The organism is Devosia sp. 63-57, assembly GCF_001899045.1.
Lineage (GTDB): Bacteria > Pseudomonadota > Alphaproteobacteria > Rhizobiales > Devosiaceae > Devosia > Devosia equisanguinis.
Window position 1 is genome coordinate 1,702,995 of record NZ_MKUY01000005.1, and the last position, 21,332, is coordinate 1,724,326.

Genomic DNA, 21,332 nt, shown 5'->3' on the forward strand with positions numbered 1-21,332 from the left:
GCAGAACGCCCGCCACCGCAAAGGGCGACGTAAACCGACGCAGCGCGACGATTGTCTGTAGAGCACGCACCCGTCTGGATTGCCTATGGCCGTCATTCGCCACCAGCCTTACATCGACGGCCGCCGCGGCCTGGGCGGCACCTCGAAAAGGGCAAGATCACTCGCTCGAGGTTCGGCTAAGGCGTCGTTTCGCTCTCGCTGACGAACCCAATCAAGGCATTGGAAAATTTGGTCCGTAAGGATTCCGCAAGGAAGCTTGCGTTGATGGCGTTGAGGTTTGCCGCGACAAACTCGCGCGTCGTCCACCCAAAAACCGCGTCGAGCCTTTGATACTCTTGCCGAAGCGTCAAATCCGTCGGACCGCGAGCGTCAGTATTGATGGAGAGTGGGATGCCGGACTTGCGCAGCCGGTCGACTGGGTGGTCAGCGTAGGTCCGGAAGACGTCGATCTGGATATTGCACGAGGGGCAGACCTCAAGGTGCACGCCATGCTCGAGGAGAAGGTCGATGACGGCGGGATCCTCTATACTGCGCACACCGTGGCCGATGCGCCGAACACCCAGCTTGGCGACCACTTCTGCCACGCTCTCGGCGCCCGCAGCTTCACCTGCATGGGCCGTGACATTGACGCCTCTGTCGGCGGCGCGGCGGAACACCGGGATATGTTCGGCCAGTCCATAACCGGCCTCGTCACCGGCAAGGTCGATGCCGCCCACGCCCCGTGCCGCGTATTTTTCCGCGAGAGCCAGAATGTCAAAGCCCTGCGCAGTGTCATCGGGGCGAAGGGTGCAAAGGATGAGCCGGGCTTCGATGGGGTAGAGGGTCTTGCCCTCGTCGAGGGCCGCGAGGACGATTTCGACAACTTCATCGCTGCGAAGACCCTCGAGCTGATGAAGGTGCGGAGCGAAACGAATTTCGGCGTAAATGACGTTGTCTTCGGCCAGCTGGCGCATGAGGTCCATGGTGGCGACACGCAGGGCGTACCCGGTCTGCAACAAGGCCAGCGGCGCGGCGAGATAGCGGAAATAGTCGACGAGGTTGACGCATTTTTTAGGGGCAAGAAATTCGGAGCGGTACCGCTCCCGCGTCATCCCGGGCACGAGAGCGGCAACGGCTTCAAAGCTCATTGAGCAATCGAGGTGGAGATGGAGCTCGACCTTGGGCAGATCAGCGACGGGTGTGGTCTTGGCCTCGCTCATCGCACGCGCTCGCCGGTCGTCGCGTCAAACAGAAATGCACGCCTGGGGTCGAAGCTGGTCTCGAGAACAGTGCCACGGCCGACATCGCGAGCGTCGCGCATTTCGATCGTCAGAGGATAGGCACTGCCCGAGCCGACATAGGCGTAGGATGCCCCGCCAAGGTGCTCGACGAGATCAACCTTGAGGCTAAGCCGTGCATCCTGGTTCGGCGCAAAATGCTCCGGGCGAATGCCGAGCAGCAGTTTTTGGGCGGGCTGTGGCGCCGCAGCGAGCGTCAGAGGCACGGGGACATTGCCATGATCGGGGAGGCGGATCGTGCCATCGACGTCCGGCGCCGCGCGCAGGAAATTCATGCGCGGCGAACCGATGAAACCGGCGACGAACAGGTTTGCCGGATCGTCATAGAGCGATAGCGGCGTTCCTGCCTGCTCCACCCGCCCGGCGCGCAGCACCACGATCTTGTCGGCAAGGGTCATGGCCTCGACCTGATCGTGGGTCACGTAGATCATGGTCGCGCCCAGCTCGGCATGCAGTCGAGCGATTTCGAGCCGCATCTGCACCCGCAATTCGGCGTCGAGATTGGACAGCGGCTCGTCGAAAAGAAAGACCTCCGGCTGACGCACGATGGCTCTGCCGATCGCGACGCGCTGGCGCTGCCCGCCGGAGAGTTGCTTGGGTTTACGGTCGAGCAAATCGGTCAGATGCAGAGCGGCGGCGGCATCGGCCACCTTCCGGTCCACCTCCAGCCGCGGCACACCGTTCATCCTGAGCCCGAAGCCGATATTGTCGCGCACGCTCATATGCGGATAAAGCGCGTAGGACTGGAACACCATGGCGACGCCACGCTCGGAGGGATCCAGATCGGTAACATCGCGACTGCCAATGGCGATCTTGCCATCGGTGACGCTTTCGAGCCCGGCAATCATCCGCAACAGCGTCGATTTTCCGCAGCCCGAAGGGCCGACAAACACCACGAATTCGCCATCGGCGATATCGAGGTCGACCCCGTGGATGATCTGGGTTTGCCCGAAGGCCTTCTGCACGTTTGAAAGGGCAAGACCTGCCATGCTTGGCTCCTTCAGCCCTTGATCCCGGCGCCCGCCAGGCCCTGCACGTAGTAGCGCTGTAGGGGCATCAGCAAGGCGATTGGAATGAGGGCGGTAATCACCGAAACCGCAAACAATTGGTTCCAGATGGTCTGATATTGTTGCTGAAAGGCGGCCATGCCGACCTGGATGACCTTGAACTGCTGGCTGGGCATGGCCAGTAGCGGCCACAGAAAGGCCTCCCACTGGAAGATGAACAGCAGTAGCGCCGCACTGATGCAAGTAGGCAGCGACAACGGCACATAGATGCGCATGAGAATGTTGAGCCAGCTGACACCGTCGAGGCGTGCCGCCTCGGCATAGTCCTTCGGCACCTGGCTGAAGAACTGGTAGAACAGGAACACGGCCAGCCCATTGGCGACGCTGGGCACGATCAGCGCCGCTATATTGTCGAGCCACCCCAATTGCTGGGTCACCGTATAAAGCGGCAGGGCAATGGCCTCGAACGGCAGCATGAAGCTGATGATCACAGCCGAGAGGATCACCTTCTTTCCCTTGAACTCGAACATGGCGAAGGCAAAGCCTGCCGCCCCGTTGACGAGGAGGCCGGCGACCATGGTCACTAGCGCCACCAGCATGGTGTTGGCGATGATCTGCCCGAAGCCGCGCTCGAACACCCCAGTATAGGCTTCGAAAGTCAGTGGGCTCGGCAGCAGCGCCTGCGGTGTGAACGGAAAGATATCGGCAAACACGGCGCTATTGGGCCGCAGCGATGAGACCACGGCCCACCAGAGCGGCAGCACGAAGATGAAGGCGATGACCAGATAGGCCAGGTGCTTGAGCCCCAGGCCCAGCGCCCTTTTAGGCGCTATGTCGCGCGCGCTCATGAGCGGGCCTCCCGGTTCGACAGCAGCCGGAACTGCAGCCCCACGATGACAAGGAGAATGGCGACCACCACCACGATGACGGCCATGGCCCGCCCCATGTCTCCGAAGATGAAGCCGGACTTGTAGGCCTCGTACATCAGCACATTGGTGCTGTCGGCGGGCCCGCCCTGGGTCAGCATGAAGATCGGCGCGAACAACAGGAAATTGATGGTCACGTCGGCCACCAGCACGAAGAGCAGCGTCGGGCGCAGCAGTGGAATGGTGATGAAAATCAGCCGCTGCCAGGGTTTGACCCCGTCAATGCGCGCCGCGTCGTAGATTTCGGGTGCAATGGTTTGCAGCCCCCCGATGATGAAGATCATCCAGTAGGAAATGCCCTTCCAGGTGGCGATGGCAATGATCGAATAGAGCGCCAGGCTTTCCGAAGTGAGCCAGGGCTGCGCCGGTGCGCCGGCAATGCCGATCAGCCCGTTCACCAGCCCGTCCTGGCTGAGCATGATGCGCCAGATGATCACGGCGGTGGGCAGCGACACCCCGATGGGGATAAGAAACAGCACGCGATAAAGCGTGACCCCCTTGAAATTCTGCACATAGAGCAGCGCCAGCCCCAGGGCGAGGGCGATCTGGATGGGGTTGATCAGCAGGTTGAACCAGAAGGTCACCTGCATGGATTTCCAGAACGTCCGGTCGGTCAGCAGTGAGACATAATTGTCCAGCCCGACAAAGACCTGCTGGCCGCGCACCATGTTGAACAGGCTATCGCTGGCGGCCAGGGCCACCGGATAAAGTCTGAAAACGACAAGCCCGATCAGCGCTGGCGCCAGCAGGGCCGCAATGAGCAGAACTGGACTGCGCGATCGGGACATTGTCGTTTCCTCCAGGGGCGCCCGCGGGAGGTCGGGCGCCCGCTGATTGCTACTGCGCCACGCGCGAGGCGGCGGCCTCGAACTTTTGTACGGCGGTGGACAGCGCATCGGCAACCGGCACGCCATTGGCGATATCGACAAACGCGGTGCGGAACGCGTCCTGCAGCTGCCCATAGGCCGCCGTCACCGGACGAGCCACGGCGGTGTTCAGCGAGTCATAGACGCCCAGGCGGAAGACGTTCTGCGGGAAGGCGTCGTAATCGGGCGAGGTGCTGATGGTGTCGAGCAGCGGCGTATAGGTGGGCAGCTGCTGCAGGCTGTCGAACCAGGCCTTGGTACCGGCATCGCTGGTGGTCAGATAGCTGGCAAAATCCATGGCTTCGACCTGGTTGGCCGAGGCGGCATTGACGCCGACATACCAGGAACCGGTGGGGGTGACGACCGAGCCGCCCTCGAAATAGGGATAGGGGGCGACGCCGAAGTCGATATCGGTGGCGCCCAGGATTGGCAGGTTCCAGGTGCCGCCGGCGAACATGGCCAGCTGGCCATTGCCGAACAGCGAGGCGGCCTCGCCATAGCCCAGGCTCTTCGGGCTCACCGCCCATTCATTGTAGAGATTGCTCCAGAAGGTCGCGCCCTTGGTCCATGCCTCGCTATCGAGATAGCCTTTGGCGGTGTAGCCGTCCGGCCCGATCACTGGGCTGCCCAGCGACTCGCCGAACGGCTGCAGCTGGTAGAGCTCACCGAACTGCTCGACGGTAAAGCCATAGGTGGTGGTCCGGCCACCCTCGGACACCGTCAGCTTGCGCGCGGCATCGGCCACCTGTTCCCAGGTCCAGCGCTCGCTGGAGGCCAGCGTGTCGACCTCGGCCTGGGTGGCGCTCTCGCCCTTGGTCAGCCCGGCGGGCGGGGTAATGCCGGCGGCCTCGAACAGGGCCTTGTTGAAATACAGCACCTGCGCCGAATTGTTGATCGGCAGCGCATATTGGGTGCTTTCATACTGGCCGGCGGCCAGCGCACCGGGCACTAGCTTGCTGGTGTCAATCCCGGCATCGATGGGCGCAAGGAACCCGCGCGAGGCGTAGCTGGCCAGCAGCGGCGCATCGACATAGACTAGGTCGATCCCGGCATCGGCCGAGCGCAGGCGCAGTTCGGCGACCTGGAAGAACTGGGCGAACGGATAAGCCTGCAGGTTGATGGCGACCCCGGGATGATCGGCCTTGTAGGCATCGACCACGGCCTGCATCGCGGTGGTGTCGCCACCTTCGATGACGATCATGTTGAGCGTCTTGTCCTGGGCCAGCGCGGTGCCGGCGAGCAGGCTGGCCGCAATGCCGGCAGCGATGGCGAACTGGATAATCTTCATCTGGGGCACCCTTTATCGTGTTGAGGTCATGCGGCCGGCAGCCCAGCTCAGAGCCTGGGTCACCAGCGCGGCAAAGCGTTGCGCATCGGCCTTCACGGCCACGGCGAGATTCTTGATGCGCGTATCATGCGCCGCATCCTGCGGCCGCATGTCGATCAGCGTCTGCCCATAGCCGCCATCGGCGCCGACCAGCACTTCGCCCGGCCGCTCCACAAGCTCGAAGATGGTGGGGTCGATCAGCCAGGCAATGGCGCAGGGATCGTGCATGGGCGCGCCGGGTTTGTCGGCGCCGGCAAAATTGTAATAGGTGCCGCAGTAGAAATCCATGATGTCGGCCACCGGATTGCTTCCGGCCCGCGCCGCGCGGATCGCCGCCACGTCTTCGCGCCGCATCAGCGTCTGGTGCGTGGCATTGAGCCCGAACATCACCAGCTTGACGCCGGAGCGGAACACCATGCGCGCCGCCTCGGCATCGGCCCAGATATTGAATTCGGCCGCCGCGGTGACATTGCCCTCGGTGGCCGAACCACCCATGAACACCACTTGTTTGATCGTCTGGGCCAGGCTCGGTCGCAGCGCCAGGGCCAGCGCCAGATTGGTCATCGGCCCGATCACCACCAGGGTGATTTCCCCCGGTGCCGCCTCGACCCGTTCGATGATGGCCTCGACCGCGTGCTGCCTCTGGGCCGCACTGCTGGCGGGCGGCAGTTCTTCGCCGGCGCTATCGAGCCCGCTGGGCCCGTGGAATTCGGCCGGAAAGGCGTAGCGGTGCAGCAGCGGCGCTTCGGCGCCAGCATAAACCGGCACATTGAGCCCGAACGCATCGACGATGCGCAGCGCATTATTGGTCGTATGGCTCAAAGGCGCATTGCCGCACACGGTGGTAATGGCTTCGAGCTGGATCGAAGGATGCCATGCGGCCAGCAGGATGGCCGCCATGTCGTCATGGCCGGGATCGCAATCGATGATGATACGGTGGGTGACACTCACAGCGGCAGACTCTTCCATGACCTAGTTTTGCTGAGGTAATTCCGCGGTGACCAGAAACCCTGACCTCCGCTGTAACTCCCTCCAAAAGTTCGGTTGACGCTAGGGCAGATGACAGAAGTGCAACAGCAGACTATTTTACCTTTCGATTGACTTTTCCTGAGGCAAACCATGCTGCACCTGCTCAATGCTATGCGCGCATTCGAGGTCGCTGCGCGTCTCGGCAGCATTCGACGCGCTGCCGAGGAGCTGCACGTCTCCGATGGAGCGGTGAGCCGCCATATCAAAAATCTTGAAGATGAGCTTGGAGTGCCCTTGTTTGAGCGCGGTAATCGTTCGCTGCGTCTCACCCCGGCGGCCGCCACCTTCGCCGCCACGCTCACCGAGGCGCTGGCCTCGATCAATCGCGGCACCGAGCACCTCAAGGCGCTGCATGATCAATCCACCATCATGCTGACGGCGCCGGATACGTTCCTGCTGCGCTGGTTGGTGCCGCGCCTGCAAAGCCTTGAGAAGGCGCTTGGCGGAGTGTCGGTGCGGATCACCACCTGGACGCGCGAGATCAACCCGGCCGATCGCTCCATCGATCTTTACGTGGGCGTCGGCAAGCTGCTCGATATTCCTGGCATGGTGGTGGCGCCGGTGGCGCCGGAAACCTTCGGGCCCGTGCTCAGCCCAATGATCGCCCCAGGCCGGCGCATCGACTCCGAGGCGATGTGGACCCTGCCGCGCCTCGATATTCGCTGGCCACCGGACATGTGGACCAATTGGGCCCGGGAGGCGGGCGTGGTGCTGCCGCCGCGCGATTGTGTCTGGTATGACAGCCTCTCTTTCAGCGTGCAGGCGGCAGAAGCAGGGCAGGGGGTAGCAATCGGTCCGGGGCCTGCTGTCTGGGACGCACTCGAGCAAAATCGCCTTGTTGCCCCACTCGGCATGGCCAAACGGTCGGGCTACTGGTTCCTGGCCTGGCGGGAAGATCGCTCCAATAGGATGATGCAAACCGTTCGACGGTGGTTCGAGACGGAGATGGCGCGGGGTCTCAAATTTGAGGATCGCTCTGCCGTGTAGGCCCGCAGAGTTGACGGCGCCGCGCAAGGCAATCGCGGCCAATCATTGTTGTCCGGGAACGTGTTCCTTCCCAGCCGTTTTCGTTTCGGTAGCCGGCCCCTTCAATCCGCGTAAAATACCGTCTCCGTCGGCTTTGTGCAGCATGATCCTGAGGTCCCGGTCAGCCAACATTTATGACCTGTGTTGTTTCGCCCGAATGGGCGAAGTGATCCGGGAAAGTCTCTTTGACGCCGCTCCGTCCCTTTGGCGTCTGCTGGTATGATCTCACCTGTTGGCCAAGGCACGGCGCCGCCAGGTGCCAGTAAGCGAATAGCCGCTTGACAGTCGTTATAACGTCATAACACTCTAGTGACGCTGCGGGTTGGAGAAGCCGCGGCTTAAGGATGGGAGAATGGTCGTGAACTTACGCAACGGTTGGCGCTTCGCTTTTGCAGCGACGCTCATGATGTCGAGTGCAGCGGTTTCTCAGGCTGCCGAGATTTCTTTTTTGACTCACTGGGGGCCCGACACAGTGGCGCTGCTCGACGCAGCCATCGAAAAATACGAGGCAGCCAACCCCGGCGACACCGTTACAGTGCGGGCGGTGCCGTTCGGTGACCTGCTGACCACGCTACGCACCTCTGGCGGCGGTGCGGGCGGGGCGACCATCGCGGGCATTTACGACGCCTGGCTCCCGGACCTGGCTCGCGACAAGCTGGTAAGCCCGGCAGGCGACGATATTGCCGCCGACACCAAGGCAAACTGGCCGGCCGGCGTGGTCAGCGCGGCGTCGGTGGGCGATTCACTCTACGGCATTCCCAACGAGATCGACGTCTATGCGCTCAACTATAACAAGCGCCTGTTCGATGAAGCCGGTATCACGGCACCGCCGGCGACCTGGGAAGAGTTCCTGGCCGCAGCCGAGAAACTCACGGACAAGTCCAAGGGCCAGCAAGGCTTTGGCCTGATCAACTCCTGGGCCGCAGGCGTGTTACACCCCTTCGCCTCGCTGCTTGTTTCCAACGGCGGCGATCTTATCGTCGATGGCAAGCCGGTACTCGACAGCGAAGCGGCCAAACAGACATTCGACCTCTATGAGAAGCTCATAACCTCGGGCTACTCCGATCCGGCCATGGCAACGGCCGACGCCAATACCACCGGCCCATTCCTCGACAACTTCGTTTCCGGCAAGACCGGCATGATCATCATGGCCAACTGGTGGGAATCCGCTCTCAAGGCCGGCATGGGCGATGCCTTTGCCGATATCGCCACCGCGCCCATTCCGGTTGGTCCTTCGGGTGACACCGCCCGTTCGATCTCCTATTCCTGGATGACCGTTGTGAACGCGCAGGCCAGCGCTGAGGAGCAGGAAACCGCCTGGAAATTCCTGTCCTGGCTGAATGGCCCGGATTCCGGCGAGAACGGCGCCTCGGCCATGGGCGACATCCTGATGTCCATGGGCATCCTGCCTTCACGCACCTCGGACGTGACCGCTTTTGGTGACCGGTTGGCCAGCGATCCTTTCCTTTCCGGCTATACCGAGACCTTGGCTGATGCCAAGCCGTTCCCGGTGGTTTTGGGCGGTCAGGAATTTTCGGAGGCGCTGCAGCAGACCCTCGAGGCCATGCAATTCGGACAGCTGACCGCTGCGGAAGCCCAGGCCAATGCACAATCCGACGCTACTGAAATCCTGGCGCGCAACGCGCAGTAGTTCGCACTCTCCAGAGACGGGTGGGGCCCTGACTCCACCCAGTCTTTCCTCACGATAGAGCCCCCCAATGATTGGCCGCTACCGTCGCTCGACCATAGGCATGCTTGCACCTGCCACCGGGCTTATCGCGCTATTCGTGTTCGTGCCCATGGTGCTGACCATTGGGCTGTCCTTCACGCAATGGTCGACACAAACCGGTTTTGACACGGCGCGCTTTGTCGGCATTGCCAACTTTGCCGATCTGCTGGGTCCCACCTCGATCGGTCGCGACTTTCGCGCCGCCTTCATCAACACGGGCATCTATACCGGTCTTTCGGTGGCGCTGATCCTACCGCTTTCGGTGCTGCTTGGGCTTCTGGTGCATCAGACCTTTGCGCCTGGCGGCATCCTGCTGCGAACAGTATTATTCTCGACCTATATGGTGCCCATGATCGCCGTGGCGCTCGTTTGGTCCAAGCTTTATTCGCCAACAGAGGGGCCGATCAACCAGATGTTGGGCTGGGTCGGCATTCCGCCGCAGACCTGGCTCTCCGCGCCCAATACCGCGTTGGTTTCGATCGTCATCCTCAATGTTTGGCAGCAGGTGGGTTACTTCACAGTTCTGGCGGTAGCCGGACTGACTCAGATCCCGCCCTCGTTATATGAAGCCGCAAAGGTCGATGGTGCCTCCGCCTGGGTGCAGTTCTGGCGGATAACCCTGCCGCTCCTGCGCAACACCTTGCTGTTCTCGGCTGTCATCGCCGTCATCAATGCAGTTCAGGTCTTTGAGCCGGTGGCGCTGATTACTCAGGGCGGGCCGGTCAATTCCACGAATGTGCTGACCTATCATATCCGCCGCGTTGGCATCGAGCGCGCCCAGGGTGGGTTGGGCTCTGCCATGGCGGTAACGCTCATGCTCTCATTGATCGTGGTCATCGTGCTGTTGTTCGCATTGTTGCGAGATCGGGGAGAACAACGATGATCGGTGGCGCGCAGTTCTATCGACGCCATGCACGGACTTGGCAGGAGGGTGCCCTTACCCTTGTTATCATCGCCATTGCGGTGTTCGCGGCCTTCCCGCTGGCCTGGATGGTGCTATCGAGCCTGAAGACCCCCCAGGAGAGCATGCAGGTGCCTCCGGTCTGGTGGCCCGGTTCGCCCAATCTCGATGCCTATTCCCAAGTTGCCGCTGTGGTCGGACTGGGTCGCTCGTTCCTCAATTCCTTCTTCATCGCTCTGGTGACCACCACCGCAATCGTGGTCACCAGTCTCATGGCGGGCTACGCCTTTGCCAAATACCGCTTCAAGGGTCGCGATTGGCTCTTCGCAGCGCTCATCGGCACCATGTTCTTGCCGCCCATCGTGACACTGATCCCGCTCTACCGCATCACCGGCTATCTCGGTCTCAATGCCAGCCTGTTCGGCGTTGTCGTTCCCAATCTCGCCAACGCCTTCGGCATCTTTCTCATGCGTCAATACATCAAGGGCGTTCCGGACGACCTGATCGACGCGGCTCGGGTGGATGGGGCGTCCGAGCTCACCATTCTCTTCAAAATCGTGGCGCCTACCGTGTTGCCGGCTATTGCGGCGCTGACGCTCTTTGCCTTCGTCTATCACTGGAACAGCTATCTCTGGCCGTTGACGGTTTTGCAGGGCAACACCGACCAGTATCCGATCGTCATCTCGCTGAGCCGGCTTCTCAGCTACAATCGAGGCGCTATGAATACCGGCCTCGTCATGGCGGGGGCGACGCTGGCGGTACTGCCGCCGGTCGTGCTCTTTGTGTTCCTGCAGCGCTTTTTCGTCGACTCCATAGTTGCCACGGGAGTGAAGGGATGAGCGCCATCCTTGCCATAGACCTTGGTGGCACCCGCTGTCGCATCGGCTTTGCCCAAAGTGCCGATCCGGCAGCAGTCAAGCTGGTTGACGATGTGCCGGCGCCTCCGAGCCGAGAGGACTTCGTGGGCCTCGTGGCGCAGCGCCTCAAAGCGCATGAGGCGAGCCGGCTGGGCCTCGGCATTCCCGGCCTGGCACAGGGCAGCATATGCCGGTGGGTTCCCAACCTCTCCTATCTCGACGGGCTCGACCTGGAGGTGGCGTTCCCGGATGTGACGGTCGGCCTGGGCAATGATGCACAGCTCAGCCTGCTTGCTGAGATGCACACCGGAGCAGCACGTGACATGAAAGATGCCGTGCTTTTGGCCATTGGCACGGGTATCGGGTCCGCCGTGCTGGCCTCGGGCACGATCATCTCTGGCCAGGGCGGCGGCGCCTGTTCTTTCGGCTGGGCTACGGCGGCGCTGGACGACGCTGGTGAGAATACGAGCGGTTGGCTCGAAAGGCAGGCGGCGGGGCGCACTCTTGACCGGGCTGCTGCTCGGCTCGGGCTCACTGACGGCAAGGCACTCATTGGAGCAGCACGTGCCGGCAAGGCCGAGGCAGCGGCGGCGCTAGAGCGTCCCATGCATGCTCTGGGCACCGCAATCGGAGCGGCGGTGGCGCTGCTCGACCCGTCAGCAATAATCATTGCGGGCGGGGTGGCGGATGCGTTCGACGTCATCGGCCCGATGCTGCGCCGACACGTGGACCGATGCATACCGCCCCATTTGCGGGGTGTCCGAATAGTGCCGGCTGTGCACGGGTCGAAGGCGGGGCTCGTCGGAGCCGCCTTTGCAGGCGCGCTTGGCGCAAGCTGGAGGAGGACAGCATGAGCGACGAACCTACGGGCCTGGTGCGGCCTGACCGTCGCAGGCCTGAGCCGCTCTGGCATCAGGCTGAGATGGCGCTGCGCGATCTTATCGACCAGGGAGAATGGGGCGCAGGGTTGCAGATCCCCAATGAAGACCGGCTCTGCGAGATGCTCGGCATTTCCCGCATCACCCTGCGCCACGCGCTGCGAAATCTCGAGGAAGCAGGTATGCTGCGGCGCGAGCACGGCCGCGGCACCTTCGTGCGCTCAGCTACCATGGTGGCTGGTGTACGTGGGCTCACCAGCTTCACCGACGAGATGCAGTCCCTCGCCCTGTCGCCGGGAACGCGCCTTCTGGCGGCCTATACCATTGCCGCTACGGGGGAGATTGCCCGGGCGCTCGAGATTCCCGAGGGTGAGATGGTGGTGCAGTTGCGGCGCTTGCGACTCGGAAATGGCGATCCCATCGGCATCCAGACAACCCATTTGCCGGCCGCGCGCGCGCCCGGGCTTTTCGAAGCCGCGTCAGAGATCGGCTCGCTCTATCGCTGGCTCAAGGACAATGCCGGCATTGTCCCGGTCAAGGCCAAGGAAGTCTATCGCGTCGGGGCAGTTGCATCGGGAGATGCCGCCGATCTCGAACTGCCTGTCGGCACACCCGCCTTCGAAGTCGAACGCATCACTTTCGACCAGCGCAGCCCCTTCGAATTCGCGGTCTCCACCATGCGGGCCGACCGCTACGAAATTCGCTCAACCCTCTACGTCTAGTTTTGAAAGGCCAGACCCGATGTCCACTCTCTTCATTTCCAAGCTCGCGGCAATCGCCGAAAAGACGGCCGGCGAAAACGAAGCCGCATTCGAAGCTGCCTCCAAGGCCATGAGCGAAACCCTCGCCAATGGCGGCCTCGTGCATCTCTATGGCTCGGGCCATTCAGTGTTGCCGGTGCAGGAAACCTACCCGCGCTATGGCTCCTATCTGGGCTTCAATCCGCTGACCGACCCGCGCGTCATGTGGCACAACATTCTGGGGGCCGGCGGTGTGCGCGAATTGCTCTGGCTCGAACGCACAGAGAAATACGCTGAGAAGTTCCTCGATCATCAGCCGCTCAATCCCGGTGATACTATTGTCATTTTCGGCCATTCGGGCAGCAATGCCTCGGGCATCGATACCGCCCTCTACGCTAAGGAACGCGGTCTCACCGTGATCGCCATCACGGCGAAGTCCAATGCCAGCAAGCCGGCGACACATAGCTCCGGAAAACGCCTGCCGCATGCGGCCGACATCGTCGTCGATACCGGCGCGCCGGTCGAAGATGCCATCGTTCCGATCGAGGGCTGGAGCCGCCCGGTTTCGGGCTCCTCGACCGTGCTTGCAATGATCATGATGCACGAACTGGTATCGCGCACCGCCCAGAAGCTGGCGGAAAAAGGCATTGAGCTGCCGGTTTTCGCCTCGCCGACCATCCCCGGTGTGACGCTGCATGACACTGACATCATCTACGGTCAGTATCGGGAGAAGATGATCGACGCTCAGTCCAGGCACTTGGCCCAGTTCAAAAAAACCATGGCCAATGAAGGCTGACAGTAACCGGGGTGAAGGGACGGTGCGCGATTGCCTTGCCGCCGTCTCTATCGCCTGCTGGTCCGCTTTATGCATTTTTAGGAGGTCGCGATGCCGTTCCCAATGGTCGTCTTCCTCTCCCCCTTAATCGCCAGCCTTGCATGCCCCCTGTGACCAAGGGACCAGAGACAGGGCGGGGTTAACCGCCTAAGGTGCTTGGGCGAGTCAGGGGAGGGCACTATGGACGGGCGCGTCGAGTCTTTGCTGGATCGGGCGATGGAGCATGCCGGCGACAATGCCAGCCTCTCCCGTTTCCTGGTCGAAGCCATCCGTGCCGCCGATCCCGACGATCTCTCGCGCGCCGATATGGCGGTACTGATGGCGGCCTTCGGGCATGCCCATGAGCGTCTTCTCGCCGGTTCCCTCGATAGCACCCGCATCGAGGCGACCCCGCCGCAAAAGCTGGGCGATCCGCTCATTCTCGACATCATCTGCCCCGACATGCCCTTCATCGTCGACAGCGCCCTTGCGGCGCTCCGGGCTATGGGTGGAGCGGTGCGGCTCTTCGCCCATCCGGTGGTGCGCGTTGCCGGGGGTAAGGTCATGGGCGACACCGGCGCTGCGGTCAGCGTCCTGCACATCCATAGCGACCCCGTTGTCGACAGCGATGCCCTGATTGCCGAACTGCGCCGCACGCTCGACGACGTGCGGCAGGCCGTGCGCGACTGGCAGCCGATGCTGGAGCGCGTGCTCAAGGCCATGGCCGGGCTCGCCCCCGCCAAACCGGCATTGCGCGATGAGGGGCAGCGCTTCCTCGAATGGCTCACCGAGCACAATTTCACCTTTCTCGGCCTGCGCGAATATCGGCTGGTGGGCGACGCGCTCGAACCGGTGGACGGCACCGGTCTCGGCATCATGCGCGATGCCGCGCTCAAGGTTGTGCGCAGCGGTCCCGATTATGTCGACAGCACCCCGCAACTGGTCGACTTCGTCAATGGCCAGGAACCGGTTCTGGTCACCAAGGCCAATCTGCGGGCCCGCGTCCACCGCCGCGTGCACATGGACTATGTCGGCGTAAAACTCTTCGACGAGCGCGGCCAGGCATCAGGCGAGCTGCGGATCGTGGGCCTGTTCACCGCCCAGGCCCTGTCCACGCCACATACCGATGTGCCCCTGATCCGCCGCAAGATCGCCGAGGTCATGCGCCGTTCCGGCGTCGATCCGCTCGGCCATGCCGGACGCACTCTGCTCGGCGCTCTCGATGCCCATCCGCGCGACGAACTCTTTCAGATCGACATTGCTCAGCTGGCCGAATTTGCCGAGGCCATCGCCGCGCTCTATGATCGACCCCGCGTTCGCGTCCTGCCGCGCATCGACCGCTTCGACAATTTCGTCTCGGTCCTCGTCTATGTGCCGCGCGACCGCTATGACGGCGCCATCCGCGCCCGCATCACCCAGTTCATTGCGCAGGCCTATGACGGGCGCGTTTCCGCCTTTTATCCGCACTTCCCCGAGGGCGAACTGGTTCGGCTGCACGTCATTGTCGGCCGCGTCGGCGGTTCCACGCCGCAGCCCACCCGTCAGGCGCTCGAATCCGGTGTCGAGGCCATGCTGCGCGATTTCTGGGATCGCCTCGTCGTCGCTGCGCCCGATCCTGGCGCCATCAGCGATTTCCGCCAGGCCTTTTCGGCCGCCTACCAGTCACGCAGCACCATCGAGGATGCCCTGGCTGACATCGCCGTTTTCCGTGCGCTGCCCGATGGCGATGTCGCCATCCGCCTGCGCCAGCGCGCCGGAGCGGAAGGGGCGCTCGGGCTGAAATTCTACCACCGCGCCACCGCCATTCCGCTTACCGACCGCGTGCCCATGCTCGAGCATTTTGGCTTCCGCGTCATCGACGAGCGCACCTATACGATCGTGCCGCGTGACGGCATTCCGCTCTATCTGCATGACATGGTGCTCGAGCCGGCCAGTGGTCGCGCCCTCGACGTTGCCGCTCGCGGCCCCGCCATCGAAGCAGGCCTGATGGCAGTATGGTCCGGCGCGGCAGAAAGCGACCAGCTCAATACCCTCGTCACAGAGGCTGGGCTCGACTGGGTCGACGCTGCCCTGCTGCGCGCCCTGTCGCGCTATCTGCGCCAGGTCGGCACCTCATATTCGCAGCGCTATATCGCCCAGGTCCTGGTCAACCAGAGCCCGGCGGCGCGGGCCCTCTGCGCGCTCTTTGCCGCCCTTCACGATCCGGCGCAAGCCAATGGCGAGGCCGCGGCGGAAGCCGCGCGTGCCGAGATCGCGGCTGCGCTCGAGACCATCTCCTCGCTCGACGAAGACACCATCATTCGTCGCTTCCATAATCTCGTGGAGGCAAGCCTGCGCACCAATGCCTGGCAGCGCGATGAAGCCGGCGAGCACCGGCCGGCCCTGGCCATCAAGTTCGACAGCCACCGCGTCGAGGGCATGGCCGCCCCGCGCCCCTATCGCGAAATCTATGTCTATTCACCCCGCGTCGAGGGCATCCATCTGCGCTTCGGTGCCATTGCCCGCGGCGGCCTGCGCTGGTCCGATCGGCCGGAGGATTTCCGCACCGAAGTGCTGGGTCTGGTCAAGGCGCAGCAGGTCAAGAACGCGGTCATCGTGCCGGTCGGCGCCAAGGGCGGCTTCGTGCCCAAGCGCCTCACCTCCGGCATGTCGCGTGACGCCTTCATGGCCGAAGGCACCGAAAGCTACCGCATTTTCATCGGGGCCCTGCTCGATATCACCGACAATCTCGTCGATGGCGCCGTGGTACCGCCGCCCTCGACAATCCGCCGCGATGGCGATGACCCCTATCTCGTCGTCGCCGCCGACAAGGGCACGGCCCAGTTCTCCGACACAGCCAATGCCATTGCCGTCAGCCGCAATTTCTGGCTCGGTGATGCCTTTGCCTCCGGCGGCTCGGCCGGCTATGACCACAAGAAAATGGGCATCACCGCCCGTGGTGCCTGGGAAGCGGTCAAGCGCCATTTCCGCGAGGTCAATCGCGATATCCAGGCCGAGCCATTCACCGTGGCCGGTGTTGGCGACATGAGCGGCGACGTCTTCGGCAATGGCATGCTGTTGTCGCGCGAAATCCGTCTCGTCGCCGCCTTCGATCACCGCGACATCTTCATCGACCCCAATCCGGACGCCATCACCAGCTTTGCCGAGCGCCAACGCCTTTTCGCCCTGCCGCGCTCCAGCTGGCAGGATTATGACAAGTCCCTGATTTCCCAAGGCGGCGGCGTTTTCTCCCGCTCGGCCAAATCCATTCCGCTATCGCCCGAAATCCGGGCGCTGCTCGGCCTCGATCTACCTTCGGCCACTCCGGCCGAAATCATGCGCGCCATTCTCTCCGCGTCCGTCGACCTTCTCTGGTTCGGCGGCATCGGCACCTATATCAAGGGCCCGGGCGAAGACGACGCCGCCGTCGGCGACCGTGCCAATGACGCCATTCGCGTCACCGCCGAGCAGGTGCGCGCCCGCGTGGTGGGCGAGGGCGCCAATCTCGGCGTCACCCAGCGCGGCCGCATCGCCTATGCCCTGGGCGGCGGGCGCATCAATACCGATGCCATCGACAATTCCGCCGGCGTCAATTCCTCCGACCTTGAGGTCAATATCAAGATCGCCCTGGCGCCCATCCTCGCCTCGGGCCAGTTGGACCAGGCGGCGCGCAACACCTTCCTCGCTGCCATGACCGACGAGGTTGCCGCGCTCTGCCTGCGCAACAATTACCTTCAGACCCTCGCGCTCTCGCTCACCGAACGGCAGGGCCTCTCGGCGCTGCCCGGCCAGCGCCTGCTGATGGATGGGCTTGAAGCAGATGGCCACCTTGATCGCGCTGTCGAGTTCCTGCCCAGCGACGCCGTGCTCACCCAGCGCGCCGCCGAGGGCAAGGGCCTCAGTCGCCCGGAGCTGGCGGTGCTGCTCGCCTATGCCAAGCTCAATCTCTACGCCGACCTGCTCGCCGGCACCGCCATCGACGACGATTATCTCGCGGGCGAACTGCCGCGCTATTTCCCGCCCACGCTCAACCGAACCTATCCCGATGCCGTGCAGACCCATCGCCTCCGGCGCGAAGTCATTGCCACGGTCCTCGCCAACGCCATGATCAATCGCGGCGGTCCCGCCTTCGTGGCCGAACTGATGGCCGCCACCAGCGCCAGCGCCGGCGAAGTCGCCCTGGCCTTCGCCGCGGTGCGTGATATCTACGGCCTGACCGATCTCAATGCCGGCATCGATGCGCTGGATGGTGTCGTCCCCGGTGGGGTGCAACTGGCGCTCTATGGCCAGGTCGCGGCCCTCCTGCGCCAGGAAGTGCTCTGGTTCCTCCGCAATACCGATATCGCCAGCGACGTTGCCGGCCTCGTCAGCCGCTACCGGAGCGGTGTCGAGCGCCTGCGCCTGGCCACCGATCTCTTGCCGGAAGCGCAACGCCAGGCCCTTGACGCCCGTACCCGCGGTCTCACCACCCACGGCGTCCCGGAGATGCTGGCCACAGCTATCTCCGAATTGCCATTGCTCGGCCATGCCAGCGATATCGTGTTGGTTGCCGAGCGCAGCGGCGTCGATATCGAAACCGCCGCCACCGCCTATTTCGCCGCCGCCGATCTCTTCGATCTCTTCCGCATCATCGAAGATGGCCGTGCCATCGTGCTGGAAGACCGTTTCGACCGCATGGCGCTGGACCGGGCGCTGGCCAATATCATGCGCGCCTTGCGCGACGTCACGGCAGACGTCCTCGCCTCCGGCTCCCTCGACGCCTTCCGCACGCAACGCGCTGTCGCCGTCGATCGCACTGTGGCGGCAGTCCGGGATCTAACCTTGGGCGGCGTCACCGTCTCCCGCCTCAGCGTCGCCGCCGGCCTTCTCGCCGATCTGGCGCGGGAGATGTGAGAACCGGCCTAATGCAGCAGCGCCGGCTCCACCGGCGTTGCCGGGCCCGACCCGATTTTCGGTCCGGCCCAGAACACCACGTAAAGCAGTTCGCGCCCGGAGGCGTCGGTGATCTCGATGGAGCGCGGAAGGTCCATTTCCCCGCCTTCGCCCGCGACGCGGTCGATGATGGCGCGGCCGATTTCGGCGGCATTCTGCTCGGCGGCCTCCAGATTGGCATGTTCGCTGCCATCCGGGTCGCGGATCAGTTCCTTGTCGGTGCGGTAGTGAAAGAAGTAGCGGGGCAAGATCCTCTCCAGATGAGCGGGAGAACGCAACGCGGCTGAGGCCGTTGCATCGGGCCGAGTCGGTCGCAGTCTTGCACCTTGTGCCGGGTCAGTCGAGCCCGCCGGGCTGGTGATAGCCATGCCGGTGCCACATAAGCGGCTGCCGCTCGGTTGCAGTCTCGGCCTCGATGATGGCGCCGGCAAACAGCACATGCGTGCCTGTTTCCATCGCCCCGATCACTTCGCAATCCAGCGCCGTCGCCGCGCCAAGCAGCATTGGCTGGCCCGAAGGCCACTGGCCCCATTGCCCATGCGTGAACCGGTGTTCGGCCGCCACCTTGCCGGCAAAGGCATCGGCCACCGCCGTCTGGTCGCTCGCCAGCATGGCCAGCGAAAACCCGCCAGTGCGCGCGATGAGATCGGCCAGCCGGCTGACGATATCCACCGAGATCAGCAGCGCCGGCGGGTGCGCCGACAGTGACATCACCGAGGTCATCGTGCGCCCCACGCGCTCATCGCCGCGCCGCGCCGTCACCACATGAACCGTCGATGCCATGCCCGACATAGCCGCGCGAAACTCGGCATCGCTGACGGTGGGGCGGCGAAGCGGGCGGAGCGCCATGGTGTCGGGCAGGTCGAATTCGGGCATGAGCGTAGTCATCGCGCAGAGTCGCTATCGGTGCAAACGAAGTTTGGTCTTGCCCGCGCGGGGCAAGACCGGAACTGTCGGGTCAAGAACAAGATCAGCCGAGATTGGCTTCGGCGAACTCGTAATTGGCCAGCTTTTCGAGGAAGTTGCTCACATAGTCCGGGCGACGATTGCGGAAATCGACATAGTAGGAGTGCTCCCACACATCGAGCCCGAGCAGCGGCTTGCCTTCGCCCGTGGCCAGCGGATTGGAGCCGTTCGGGGTCTTGGTGGTCTTGAGCTTGCCATCTGTGCCCAGCACCAGCCAGGCCCAGCCCGACCCAAACTGGGTGGTGGCGGCAGTCTTGAAGCTCTCCTTGAAGGCGTCGACCGAGCCGAAATCCTCGACGATCTTGGCTTCGAGCTTGCCCGGCAGCGCGCCGCCCTTCGGCGACAGCGCCTGCCAGAAGTGAATGTGGTTCCAATGCTGGCCGGCATTGTTGAAAACCGGGGCCAGATCCGCCTTGTCCTTGGCAAAGGCGACGATCTCTTCGAGCGACTTGCCCTGCAGGTCCGGATTCTTCTCCACGAAGCCGTTAAGCGCCGTCACATAGGCCTGGTGGTGCTTGCCATGGTGCAGCTCCAGCGTTTCCTGGCTCATGCCGCGCTCGGCGAGGGCGTTGACGGAATAGGGCAGGGTGGGCAGCGAGAAGCTCATTTCGGGTTTCCTTTCGGTCGATTCCGGCCGCTGCGACATCGTCGACCGGCCGGTGCCTTGCGTTTTTGGCGCGAGGCGTTTAATTTCCAAGCAATGGCTTTGAAAACCCTTTCCGCTGATATGTCAAGTTCGACCTTGGAAAATGCGTCCTGGTCTCCCCGCAATCCTGCCGAGCGGGTGCTGATGACGCTCAAGATGCAGGGCGGCCTCTCCGCCGCTGCTTTGGGCGAGCGGCTCGGCACCTCGGGCGAGGCGGCGCGCCAGCAATTGGTGCGCCTTGCCGAAGAAGGTCTGGTCGAGCCACAAAGCGTGCCCGCCGGCGTTGGCCGCCCCACCCAGGTGTGGAGCCTCACCGCTGCGGCGCAGGCGCGCTTCCCCGATACCCATGCCGCGCTTACCGTCCAATTGCTCGATATCGTGCGCAGCCATCTCGGCGATGCGGCACTCGACGCCATCATTGCGGCGCGCGAGGCCGACACGCGCCGGGCCTATCTCGCCGCCACCGCGAACGCCGCCACTCTCAAGGACCGTGTCGCCGCCCTGACTGAATTGCGCAGCGCCGAAGGCTATATGGCCGCCTGGACCGAACAGCCCGATGGCTCGCTCTTGCTCATCGAAAATCACTGCCCGATCTGCGCAGCCGCCACCGCCTGCCAGAATTTCTGCCGCGCCGAAATCGACGTGTTCCGTAGCGTTCTGGGTCCTGGCGTGGACGTCGAGCGACAGGATCATATCGTCAGCGGCGGCCGCCGCTGCACCTATTCCATCAAGGCCACCGACCATGTCTCTGCCTGAGCGTCCGCCCGAACTTACGCGCCTCACCCGCATCGGCTGGGACACGCCGGACGGCCTTGACGAGACCATGATCCGCGCCGTTGTCGATGAATTCTATGCCAGGGCCCGCCGCGACGACGTCGTCGGCCCGGTATTCAATCGCGTCATCCCCGACGCCGAATGGCCTTCTCATCTCGCCAAGATCGCCGATTTCTGGTCCGCCATGTTGCTCGGGACCGGCCGTTTCACTGGCCGCCCCATGCCCAAGCACATGGCCATTCCCGAACTGGGCGATGCCCATTTCATGCGCTGGCTGCGCCTATTCCGCGAAACGGTCGAAGAGCTCTGCCCACCCGCGATCTCAGCGCTTTTCATCGAACGCTCCGAACGTATCGGCAATTCTTTCCGCATGAACATCGCCATGCGTCGTGGCGAGGATATTGCCCATATGGGCCCGCTCAAGCGCGAATCCTCGCCCATCTGGAAACCGGAATGACCCGTCCCGGGCAGTGAGGCTTGCCTGTGTGGCTGACGACATCGCACACCAAACACGACGCGGCTCCTCCCCTTTTGCAGCGGAATGTTCACTTTGAGCGCGTTGAGAGGCGCTTCAGCTTCGGCGCCTGCTCTCCCTCCCCCTTCTACAGGGGGAGGTTAGGTGGGGGTGCTGCAGGTTCAGCAAACCCCCACCGGCGAA

19 protein-coding genes are annotated in these 21,332 nt (G+C 63.4%); 10 read left to right on the forward strand and 9 right to left on the reverse strand.

What is annotated here, in order from left to right:
- Positions 1 to 176: 176 nt before the first annotated feature.
- The 6 genes from add to BGO80_RS16455 are packed head-to-tail and all read right to left on the reverse strand — an operon-like array spanning position 177 to position 6,372.
- The gene (gene add, locus BGO80_RS16430; RefSeq protein WP_286722352.1) at positions 177 to 1,199 is read right to left on the reverse strand and encodes an adenosine deaminase; all 1,023 of its coding nucleotides are present in this window, start codon (positions 1,197 to 1,199) and stop codon (positions 177 to 179) included.
- Positions 1,196 to 2,266 carry an ABC transporter ATP-binding protein gene (locus BGO80_RS16435; protein WP_286722354.1) on the reverse strand — a complete coding sequence of 357 codons (1,071 nt, stop codon included), beginning with the start codon at positions 2,264 to 2,266 and terminating at the stop codon, positions 1,196 to 1,198. Before BGO80_RS16435 ends, add begins: the two co-directional genes overlap by 4 nt.
- 11 nt (positions 2,267 to 2,277) lie before the next feature.
- The gene (locus BGO80_RS16440; protein ID WP_126150723.1) at positions 2,278 to 3,132 is read right to left on the reverse strand and encodes a carbohydrate ABC transporter permease; all 855 of its coding nucleotides are present in this window, start codon (positions 3,130 to 3,132) and stop codon (positions 2,278 to 2,280) included.
- Entirely contained in the window at positions 3,129 to 3,998 is an 870-nt protein-coding gene (locus tag BGO80_RS16445) for a carbohydrate ABC transporter permease (RefSeq protein ID WP_286722356.1), read from the reverse strand. Before BGO80_RS16445 ends, BGO80_RS16440 begins: the two co-directional genes overlap by 4 nt.
- Before the next feature lie 49 nt (positions 3,999 to 4,047).
- Positions 4,048 to 5,364, reverse strand: a complete 1,317-nt coding sequence (locus tag BGO80_RS16450) for an ABC transporter substrate-binding protein (protein WP_286722357.1) — start codon at positions 5,362 to 5,364, stop codon at positions 4,048 to 4,050.
- 12 nt (positions 5,365 to 5,376) lie between these two features.
- On the reverse strand, positions 5,377 to 6,372 hold the full coding sequence (locus tag BGO80_RS16455; protein WP_286722359.1) for a nucleoside hydrolase: 996 nt from the start codon (positions 6,370 to 6,372) through the stop codon (positions 5,377 to 5,379).
- A gap of 150 nt (positions 6,373 to 6,522) precedes the next feature.
- On the opposite strand from BGO80_RS16455, the gene BGO80_RS16460 reads away from it, so the two are divergent.
- The 8 genes from BGO80_RS16460 to BGO80_RS16495 all read left to right on the forward strand — a co-directional run bounded on the left by BGO80_RS16460 (position 6,523) and on the right by BGO80_RS16495 (position 18,249).
- Positions 6,523 to 7,419: a LysR family transcriptional regulator gene (locus BGO80_RS16460; protein ID WP_286722361.1), complete on the forward strand. Its 897-nt coding sequence runs from the start codon at positions 6,523 to 6,525 to the stop codon at positions 7,417 to 7,419.
- 397 nt (positions 7,420 to 7,816) lie between these two features.
- A complete protein-coding gene (locus BGO80_RS16465) occupies positions 7,817 to 9,109 on the forward strand; it encodes an extracellular solute-binding protein (protein ID WP_286722362.1) in 1,293 nt (430 codons plus the stop codon).
- A gap of 67 nt (positions 9,110 to 9,176) precedes the next feature.
- A complete protein-coding gene (locus BGO80_RS16470; RefSeq protein WP_126150717.1) occupies positions 9,177 to 10,070 on the forward strand; it encodes a carbohydrate ABC transporter permease in 894 nt (297 codons plus the stop codon).
- The gene (locus BGO80_RS16475; RefSeq protein WP_286722363.1) at positions 10,067 to 10,927 is read left to right on the forward strand and encodes a carbohydrate ABC transporter permease; all 861 of its coding nucleotides are present in this window, start codon (positions 10,067 to 10,069) and stop codon (positions 10,925 to 10,927) included. The genes BGO80_RS16470 and BGO80_RS16475 overlap by 4 nt, the downstream gene beginning before the upstream one ends.
- Positions 10,924 to 11,799 carry an ROK family protein gene (locus BGO80_RS16480; protein ID WP_286722364.1) on the forward strand — a complete coding sequence of 292 codons (876 nt, stop codon included), beginning with the start codon at positions 10,924 to 10,926 and terminating at the stop codon, positions 11,797 to 11,799. Before BGO80_RS16475 ends, BGO80_RS16480 begins: the two co-directional genes overlap by 4 nt.
- Positions 11,796 to 12,545: a GntR family transcriptional regulator gene (locus BGO80_RS16485; protein ID WP_126150714.1), complete on the forward strand. Its 750-nt coding sequence runs from the start codon at positions 11,796 to 11,798 to the stop codon at positions 12,543 to 12,545. The genes BGO80_RS16480 and BGO80_RS16485 overlap by 4 nt, the downstream gene beginning before the upstream one ends.
- Positions 12,546 to 12,564: 19 nt before the next feature.
- On the forward strand, positions 12,565 to 13,359 hold the full coding sequence (locus BGO80_RS16490) for a sugar isomerase domain-containing protein (protein WP_126150713.1): 795 nt from the start codon (positions 12,565 to 12,567) through the stop codon (positions 13,357 to 13,359).
- 219 nt (positions 13,360 to 13,578) lie between these two features.
- A complete protein-coding gene (locus BGO80_RS16495) occupies positions 13,579 to 18,249 on the forward strand; it encodes an NAD-glutamate dehydrogenase (protein ID WP_286722366.1) in 4,671 nt (1,556 codons plus the stop codon).
- An 8-nt stretch (positions 18,250 to 18,257) separates the two neighbouring features.
- Here the strand turns inward: BGO80_RS16495 and BGO80_RS16500 are convergent, their stop codons facing one another.
- The 3 genes from BGO80_RS16500 to BGO80_RS16510 all read right to left on the reverse strand — a co-directional run bounded on the left by BGO80_RS16500 (position 18,258) and on the right by BGO80_RS16510 (position 19,861).
- Positions 18,258 to 18,536, reverse strand: coding sequence for a DUF6894 family protein (locus tag BGO80_RS16500; RefSeq protein WP_126150711.1), 279 nt, complete (start codon positions 18,534 to 18,536; stop codon positions 18,258 to 18,260).
- Positions 18,537 to 18,624: 88 nt separating this feature from the next.
- Positions 18,625 to 19,176: a flavin reductase family protein gene (locus BGO80_RS16505; RefSeq protein WP_223214193.1), complete on the reverse strand. Its 552-nt coding sequence runs from the start codon at positions 19,174 to 19,176 to the stop codon at positions 18,625 to 18,627.
- Positions 19,177 to 19,258: 82 nt separating this feature from the next.
- Complete coding sequence (locus BGO80_RS16510) at positions 19,259 to 19,861, reverse strand: superoxide dismutase (protein WP_286722367.1); 603 nt, start codon at positions 19,859 to 19,861, stop codon at positions 19,259 to 19,261.
- A 183-nt stretch (positions 19,862 to 20,044) separates the two neighbouring features.
- On the opposite strand from BGO80_RS16510, the gene BGO80_RS16515 reads away from it, so the two are divergent.
- Positions 20,045 to 20,656: a helix-turn-helix transcriptional regulator gene (locus tag BGO80_RS16515; protein ID WP_223214192.1), complete on the forward strand. Its 612-nt coding sequence runs from the start codon at positions 20,045 to 20,047 to the stop codon at positions 20,654 to 20,656.
- Positions 20,643 to 21,131 carry a group III truncated hemoglobin gene (locus BGO80_RS16520; RefSeq protein ID WP_286722368.1) on the forward strand — a complete coding sequence of 163 codons (489 nt, stop codon included), beginning with the start codon at positions 20,643 to 20,645 and terminating at the stop codon, positions 21,129 to 21,131. Before BGO80_RS16515 ends, BGO80_RS16520 begins: the two co-directional genes overlap by 14 nt.
- The last annotated feature ends 201 nt before the right edge of the window (positions 21,132 to 21,332 follow it).